The 527-nt window shown below is 49.0% G+C and carries 1 protein-coding gene; it reads right to left on the reverse strand.

Translation table 11 applies throughout. The features are described from left to right. Nucleotides 1-164 precede the first annotated feature (164 nt). Nucleotides 165-341, reverse strand: a complete 177-nt coding sequence (locus tag ABD169_RS16205) for an Arm DNA-binding domain-containing protein (RefSeq protein ID WP_000954592.1) — start codon at nucleotides 339-341, stop codon at nucleotides 165-167. Between the last annotated feature and the right edge of the window lie 186 nt (nucleotides 342-527).

The following is a 527-nucleotide window of genomic DNA, read 5'->3' on the forward strand; positions in this document are numbered from 1 at the left end:
TTTAAACAATCATTCATCTGGTTTTGCGAATACTGATATTGATGATACTAACGGCCCACCGGCCTGTTGAGGAACCTGTAAAACGGAAAGGCTCATTGAAGCCGTATATTTTCTGGAGGTTCATCAGGCGCGGAACTCATCGAGGCGCGGGAATAAAATCCCATTCAGACGCCGGATAGATTCAAGCAAGCCAACTTGTCGTCAAAATCGGTGTTGCAAAAACGGGAGTGACCATAGATTCCGTTTTCTGAGGCGACCCCCACATAGAGACCTTCCCGGTCATTCACTTTGTAGAGTTTGTCCCTGGGCTTGAGATTGCGCAGCTTGGTATCGGTCAGCATGTACCTTGTCCTTCTTCGTCTCCGATACCCACTCGATTGTAAACAAGCACACAAAACCCTTTAGTGACAACAATTTGCAAGAACTATCAGGCTCAGTGCCATGAAAAATACCATGACCAGATCATGAGGTTGAACACGGCTTGCGCCGGCAGCGTTCACGCTCCTGGTCGGCGATCTCGCCCGGCT

It is taken from the genome of Leucobacter iarius, from assembly GCF_039530105.1.
GTDB lineage: Bacteria > Actinomycetota > Actinomycetes > Actinomycetales > Microbacteriaceae > Leucobacter > Leucobacter iarius.

Bases quoted from the DNA above. Each gene is read 5' to 3' on its own strand.
- ABD169_RS16205 (WP_000954592.1), bottom strand. From the start codon at position 341: ATGCTGACCGATACCAAGCTGCGCAATCTCAAGCCCAGGGACAAACTC.